The sequence below is a fragment of the Streptomyces sp. NPDC037290 genome (assembly GCF_055603245.1).
In genome coordinates this window covers 1-6,915 of record NZ_JBVJVZ010000071.1, presented here as the reverse complement: position 1 = coordinate 6,915, position 6,915 = coordinate 1, and the positions used below count along the sequence as shown (strand labels likewise).

2 protein-coding genes and 3 pseudogenes are annotated in these 6,915 nt (G+C 63.2%); 3 read left to right on the top strand and 2 right to left on the bottom strand.

Translation table 11 applies throughout. From position 1 onward, the window contains the following. Nucleotides 1-1,916, bottom strand: a pseudogene (locus ACZ7HQ_RS44375) (SdrD B-like domain-containing protein); the annotation flags it as partial. Between the two features lie 723 nt (nucleotides 1,917-2,639). On the opposite strand from ACZ7HQ_RS44375, the pseudogene ACZ7HQ_RS44370 reads away from it, so the two are divergent. Next, nucleotides 2,640-2,841, top strand: a pseudogene (locus ACZ7HQ_RS44370) (hypothetical protein); the annotation flags it as partial. Between the two features lie 1,258 nt (nucleotides 2,842-4,099). Then, nucleotides 4,100-4,267, top strand: coding sequence for a hypothetical protein (locus ACZ7HQ_RS44365; protein ID WP_471003044.1), 168 nt, complete (start codon nucleotides 4,100-4,102; stop codon nucleotides 4,265-4,267). 176 nt (nucleotides 4,268-4,443) lie between these two features. Here ACZ7HQ_RS44365 and ACZ7HQ_RS44360 read toward each other — a convergent pair. Further along, nucleotides 4,444-4,749: pseudogene (locus ACZ7HQ_RS44360) on the bottom strand (IS6 family transposase); the annotation flags it as partial. Nucleotides 4,750-5,032: 283 nt separating this feature from the next. Here ACZ7HQ_RS44360 and ACZ7HQ_RS44355 point away from each other — a divergent pair. Next, a partial coding sequence (locus ACZ7HQ_RS44355; RefSeq protein WP_471003041.1) for a hypothetical protein occupies nucleotides 5,033-6,915 on the top strand: 1,883 nt, incomplete at its 3' end.

The window sequence follows — 6,915 nt, the reverse complement described above, 5'->3', positions numbered from 1 at the left end:
ATCCCCGGCTCACCCGGATCCTGGATCCCGTTCTCGTTGGTGTCCTGCCACACCCGGTTACCGATCTGCAACGGCGCCTGATCACACAACACCTCGAGATCACCCATACCACGCGCTTTTCCGAACGCGTCATTGAGGTAGTTACCGCCGGCGTTTCCTGGGGTCCGGGTGCCATTTGTGCGGTCGACCCAGATCACGCCGTGTCCCGTAATCGGGTCGACGATGGGGTCCATCGCGGTGAAGGGGATCTGCGTTTCCACCTTGTCGACGGCTACGCCGCCCTCGCTGACCTCCTCGTGACCGCCTGTGGCTCCCCAGTCACCGGGGTAGAACTCCCTGACATTCGGGCTCTGCACCCCACCGTTCGTGGTGGCGTTGGCGTTGTTGGCGCAGCCGCCATTGCCGTCCAGCACGAACATGTGGTTTCCGCCCCGGCAGGCCCGGTTGATGTCACCGCCGTTGAGAGCGTAGGTCCCGGGTGCGTTTGGGGTGGCGGGCAGAGTTGAGCCGTAGCGGTCCGGGAAGCGGTCGCTGAAGCCGACGACCATGTCACCGTTGGTCTCGAAGTTGATGTCAGAAAGCTGCGGTTCCGGGTTCTGGATCACGATCCCGAGGTTGGGGTACGGAGTGGTTGTGCAGTTCTTTCCGTCCTGGGTGGAGGGAAAGGTGTTGGTCCAGGGATACCAGCCCTCACCCTGGCAAGTGCGCGTGTCGGCCCATCCGCCGCGGAGGTAGGTCAGTGGCTGGTCCATAACGGGGCCGGTGAACTGGCCCGTGACCGGGTCGAAGACCTTCACGATCGCCCGCATGTCGGCTTTGTTTCGGGTGGACTCTGCCGAACACACGCCGCCGACATACACCTTGCCGTCCTGGATGCCCAGGCCGTAGGGGCGCCAGTCGCCCGGCGCGGCACAACCCGGGTCCGTGATGGCATAGGACGCCTTCGGCGCGGCCGCAGTGGACTGCGTGGCGTCATAGCGGTAGAGCCTGCGGTCGTGCAGGTTGACGACATACAGATCCTTGCCGTCCGAGCTCACATCCACATCGCCCAGCGACTCCTTGCCCACCACAGTACCGAACGCCTCATCGACGTTCTGTGAGAAATTATGCGCAGTGGTACCGGCGTTGGGAACGGTGGTGAACACATGCGTCTGCTTGGTCGCCGGGTCCGTCACATAGATCGCACCGGGGCCGCCCGGACCATACTTGGAGTCGCGCTTGGCATAGGCACCCGAGAAGATCTGCTTCGTCACCTTGTTATAGCCGATCCCCCACAACGACCCTGTGGTGGCGGTATCCGCAAGGTCAGTAAGCTGGGCATGGTCGCCCCGTGCGTTGAATGGGAAGGACGTCAGCGTCCTCTTGGTATCGGGAGCCGCAGGAAAGGCGCTGTTCTGACAAACCGTGGCCAGAGTGGCGTTCTTCTGGCAGTAATCCTCAGGACTCCAGAACGATGTCGTGACCTCCACGTTCTTCCCCGCGGACAGGTCGACGAACTCCACGTTCGACGACAGCACCGTCGGGTCCAGCAGATCCGTCCGCGGCGAAGCGGCCCCGGGAAAATACACCTTCGGATCCGGGTTCTTCACCTCCACCCGGTACTTACCACCACTCAAAGCCGTACCCGGCGACAGCTTCACCGTGCCGTCCGCCTGCGTGACACCGGTCACCGACCGACCCGCGTCGTCGGTGAGCGTGACCGTCACACCGGCCCAGCCCGGCTCCAGCGCCTGATCCCACCTCCCGTTCGCATTCACCTCCCGCACCACACGAATCGTCGCCATACCATCCCCCGCATCGGCAGACGCCGGCGCCACCGCCGCAAAGAACCCCGCCGCCCCCATCGACACCGATAACGCCGCAGATAATCCCAAAGACATACCACCGGCCCAACGCCGGCGCTGCCGCCACTCCATGAACCAACCTCTCACTCAATCCGAACCGAGACGTCGCTTTATGCGAACCAAACACCTGTAGAGATCCGCAACGCCGCATCATGTGACGAACCGATGAACCAAAAGAGCGACTATCCTCATGGGGTGACCGGACCGGAAGTCTCTGAACACAACGCGGCCTGTCGGGTTGACCGGTGAGTGAGATGATCCCCAGGGTGGGCATGCCGAAAGGGGCCTGTCGTGAACAGTGCAGGGCCCTCTGCACGCCGGGCTGAGCCGAGCGCGGTAGCGCGTTCATGACATTGCGCCACTCGTTGATCGGTTTCACCACGACAAGTGGGCTCCAGACCTCGGCACGAGCGGAGCACGGCTGCTCCTGACGGGATATCAGACCCCCGGCGGTCATCCGACGCACCGGGGTGCGTCGGATGACTTCCTGGCTGGCCAACCGCAAGGCCCGCAATCCCGAGGCCCTGGCCGCCAAGGTCGTCGAGGCCGCTGAGCGGCAGCACACCGCCGTTGCGGGCGAGAAGGCGATCGCGAAGATGGTGCACACCCTTGCGGGGGAGGTGATCGCACTCAACGAGAAGATCGCCGACACAGACGCGCTCATCGAGGGCCGGTTTCGCGACCACGAGCTCGCCGAGGTGATCCAGTCACTGTCCGGCATCGGCACGGTCCTGGGCGCCGAGTTCCTCGCGGTCGGCGGCAGCTTGGACGCGTTCGCAGCGCGTCTTCTACACCTCGGCACTCGTCAGCATCTGGTGCGACCAACTCCCGCGCGTTCTACGACAGAAAACGCGCCGAGGGCAAACGTCACGTCCAGGCCGTGCTCGCCCTCGCCCGTCGGCGCGTCAACGCCCTGTGGGCCCTGATCCGTGATCGTTCACTTGAATCTCTCGGGCGACCTCGGCAACCGGGCGGGACTCCACGACCACCAACTTGACCGAGGGCCCCGTACGGTCCGTCATGGTCGGACTGGACCGCGCCAGCCGGCACGTACGTGATCTCCACGGGGGTCTGGTACCAAGGCCACTACTACGGTGACGTCCAGAGCCCGAGGACCACCATCGGGTAGCCGGAAGCGACTGGCAGCCGGTCAAGTGCTCCACAACGACATCACGCTGTCTGTCCTTGCTCGGTCAAAGCCGGCACCGCCTTTTCGGTGACGCTGCTGCGCCGCCTGAACAATCGGTCCCGGAAGAACCACATCCGCGAGAGCACATCCCAGCCGAAGCCATACGAGTGCCCACTTCCCACCGCCGGTTTTAGCGAAGGGCGGAGGGAAGAACGGCCCGGCCGAAGCGGCCGGGCCGCCCAGGCGGCGTGAACAGTCTCGGAGTCGACCTGAACCGCCTTCCGCGCCGGCCCTCTCATGCTGAGGCCGACACGGCCGCCCGCGGGGAAGGGACACCCGGTAAGAAGCCTCTCCTATCAGAGCCCACCGCCGACGAGCCATGACGCCGGACCCGCCAGCGCCCGGAATCTCTACAGTTGCAACTCTTGGATGCCGTGAACGCAGCACAGACACCGCACCGGTCTTTGCATACAGAACCAGCGAAATACCCCATCACCAAACGCATGCGGTTGCCAGGATGTGTCCTCACGGCAGCGCTGAGGCAGGGCGCTCAGGAACGGTAGGACAAAACCCGGCACCGGGCTACGGGACCCAGCAGGACCCAGGCCCCAGGCCACGCGGATGAAACGCCTATGTCGCGGAGCCTGATCACCGGCCGACTCATCGTGCTCGCCCGCAGCGGCTGCAAGTCCTCGATGAGCCGGCGGTGCGCGCGGCAGTCCACGACCCCGCCGCCCGCCGCCCGCCGGTGCGCCGGCGGATCCGGTGTTCGCCGCGGTGCGCTGTTGGAGTCCGGTACGGGCGGAAACAGCGAACATAGCGCGCTCGGACGGCCCGTACTCGAGCCCGGCCGCGGGCCGGCTCGGTGTCTCGCGTGCAAAACCTCTTTGGTGGAGGCCTTGACGCTTCGGACGTCCATCACGCAGGCCAATGGCTCGGCATCCCGCCCCTGAGACCGCCGTCCAGGTCCCTGTGCCCGCGGTGGTGCTCGGACGCGAGCGCACCAGGCAGTTGTTGGCGGTTGCAGCCGAGGACGGTCAGGGCTATGCCGAGGCTCACCGGCGCGGGTCAGGGTGGACTGCGCAACGCGGTGGCGGGGGACCGGCCCGGGTAGACGGCTGCGGCCGTGGCCCTCGCCGCCGGAACGGCCGGCACCGCCGCAGCCACCGGCTCCTGGTCGTCGTGCTTGGGGCTGGCGGCCAGGGGGGCGCGAGAGTTGCTCGGGCATCGCCGCCTGCTGCTGCGCGACGGCGTCGTACGCCCGGCCCCGCACGGCGGTGACGGTGGTGCGTAGCTTCTCGCGGACCGCCGCGCCGGCGAGGACGGCCCGCTCGTACTGCAACGGGATGCGGGGTATCTCCCGCTCCCCCGGCTCCAGGTCCGAGAGCCGGAGCGCGGCCGGTGTGCCCGAGTCGGCCGGGGACTGCCGGTCCGGTACCGGGAGGGTGGTCAGCGGGCGGCAGTCGGGTGTGATCCGTCCTGGTCCACCGCGCGCCATAGGTACCGCATCTGACCGTTGACTTTGATGAAGACCTCGTCCAGATGCCACCGGTCACCCGGGCGGGGCTGCCGCCGGCGCAGCCTGGCGGCATAGGCCGGACCGAACCGCTCGCACGACAGCCGGATCGCCTCGTATGAGACCTGGATACCGCGCTCGAACAGCAGCTCTTCCACATCACGCAAGGACAGAGGGAAACGGTGATACAGCTAGGCCGCGTGCGCGACCACCTCTGGCGGGAATCGGAAGCCCTTGTACGACGGTGCAGCACTGTTCACCAGCAGACCCCTCCCATGACGATCTGCACCAAGATCATCGCGCCCCACCGCTCAACTTGATAACACCGGTATGTGGTCTGCGCCACACAACAGGGTGCGTAACGCGCCCGCCCGCTCGCGGGTCAGACCTGGCATACAGCGATTTCCCGCATAGCCCGGACGGGGACTACCCGGTCCCACCGCCGGGACCACGAGATGGCACCACACGACACCACCACCCCGGAAGGGTTTCGGTGACACCGGGAACCGTGGGAGCCGCTCAACACCCGCTCATTCAACGTCCATGGAGGATGAAATGTCTGTTCGTCACAAGAAGGTCCGCAAGAACTCGATCGCGGTGGCGAACCGGTACGCCGCGGTGACTCTTTCACTGGGTGTTGTGCTGGGCATCGGCGCGGCCAGTGCAGGTCCGGCCATGGCCAGTGCGGCCGACAGCCATGACGTGCATAAGCATGGGGGCGATGGGATTGGGACAGCCCAAGAATTGGTTGTCCGCAACACTTCAGGTAAAACCATATATGTTACGCCGTCACCTAGCCAAGACTCCCTGAAGGCGAAATTCTTTTCCGGTCTCGCGAAAACCGTCGCCTCTATAAAGTGGGAAAAGGCGGGAACGGCCCTTGAGGTGACGGAACTCGTGGCAGGACTTGATGAAGTTTTAAGGCATAACGGATTTACCGTGATCCCATCGGATGGAAAACCCTACCGAGTCAACTCTGTGGGTGGCGTCCAAGGGGTATCAGATCCTAGTCAGGGCCTTGGGTTAGTCGGAGGAAAAAACGTACACCTTGATTTCGTCGGCACGGGCAACGACGGAAAGCTCCGGATGTCCAGTTTCGACTCCAACGGAAAAGACAACTGGATTGTCAAGAGTGACAGTATCGTCTCCGGCGATCCCAATCACCCCGGGCAAGAAAGAAAGAGTGGCGGAGAAGCGCACAAATGGGAGCCGCCACAACAGGGGGATAATCATGATACCAGGAACTCCAATCTGGCCACTCAGAGCAACTGGGTCAGAAACACTACAGACAATTTCCTAATTGTCAACGCACAGGACAGCAAATCCTCCGAATGGGTCTCCTGGGCGGGAAATGTCGTGAAATTCTTCGCCACAGAGCTAGGTGGCAGATACGGAAAAGCGGCCGGAGCCGTGAACACGGCAATGGGTCACTTCACCGATTACATCAATGGATTCCTCAAGGAAACTGGAGTGACCGTAGTCGCTCCCGGAGAGGACAGGCTCGTCCACTGGATTACCACTCCTGAAGAAGTTACAAGTCCGGGGCATCTCGCTGCACGCTTACTTCCTCTAGATAATGTCCACCTCGACATTATGAGCTCAAGCAGCGAGGGGGAGTTGCGGCATTCCAGTTTTGATGCAAACGGAAATAGGACCTTTCAAGTCACAGACTACGGTGTTCACGACATCGGACCATCGCCCACCAAGGGTTGGGGGTGGGTCGTCAAGGGGCCCTATGGTTTAATTAACGCCGCAATTAATGGCGGGTTCGGCCTTCCGGACATTCAGACGTACCCGCGCGATTTAACGCATTCCTGGAATAATTACAGCTCGAGTAAATCCATAGATCAAGCTAAGAAAGTTCTTCAGAGTCATGGCCTTACCGGACTCGAGGCAGACCTTTTCATCGACGACCAAGCAGGGAAGTCGAACACGACCCTTGATATGGTCGCCTTGAATATAATCAAGGAAGATTCCATCCTGAAGAAGGGAGGCAATCAGCCTCAGGTGGACGAGGCTGTCCGCCAGATCGCGGACGTCCTGAAAGAGGATGGGAAGACCGACGCTCCGGTCGCCATGTTCGGTGGGTTGAGGAGCATGTCCCTGGCGTCGGATCCTCAGACGGGTGAGTCGTGGAAGGTGACGAAGGATCCCGAGGGGAACCCGGTGCAGTTCTACGGGCGTGGCAAAGACGGGTCCTGGCACCAGTTGAGGCCTGACTCCTCCCTCAAGGACTACGACAACGTCGTGGGCTATGTGGACAGGAACGGATCCTGGCAGCAGCTCAAGGACCCGCGGGGCTACTTGGACGGCGACATGAACGGTGACGGGAAGGTCGACGCGAAGGACGAACTGACCGGGGATAAGAAGGGTCAGGACGCCGCGCAGAAGGCTAAGGGGGAGGCTGACGCCAAGGACACTCTCCA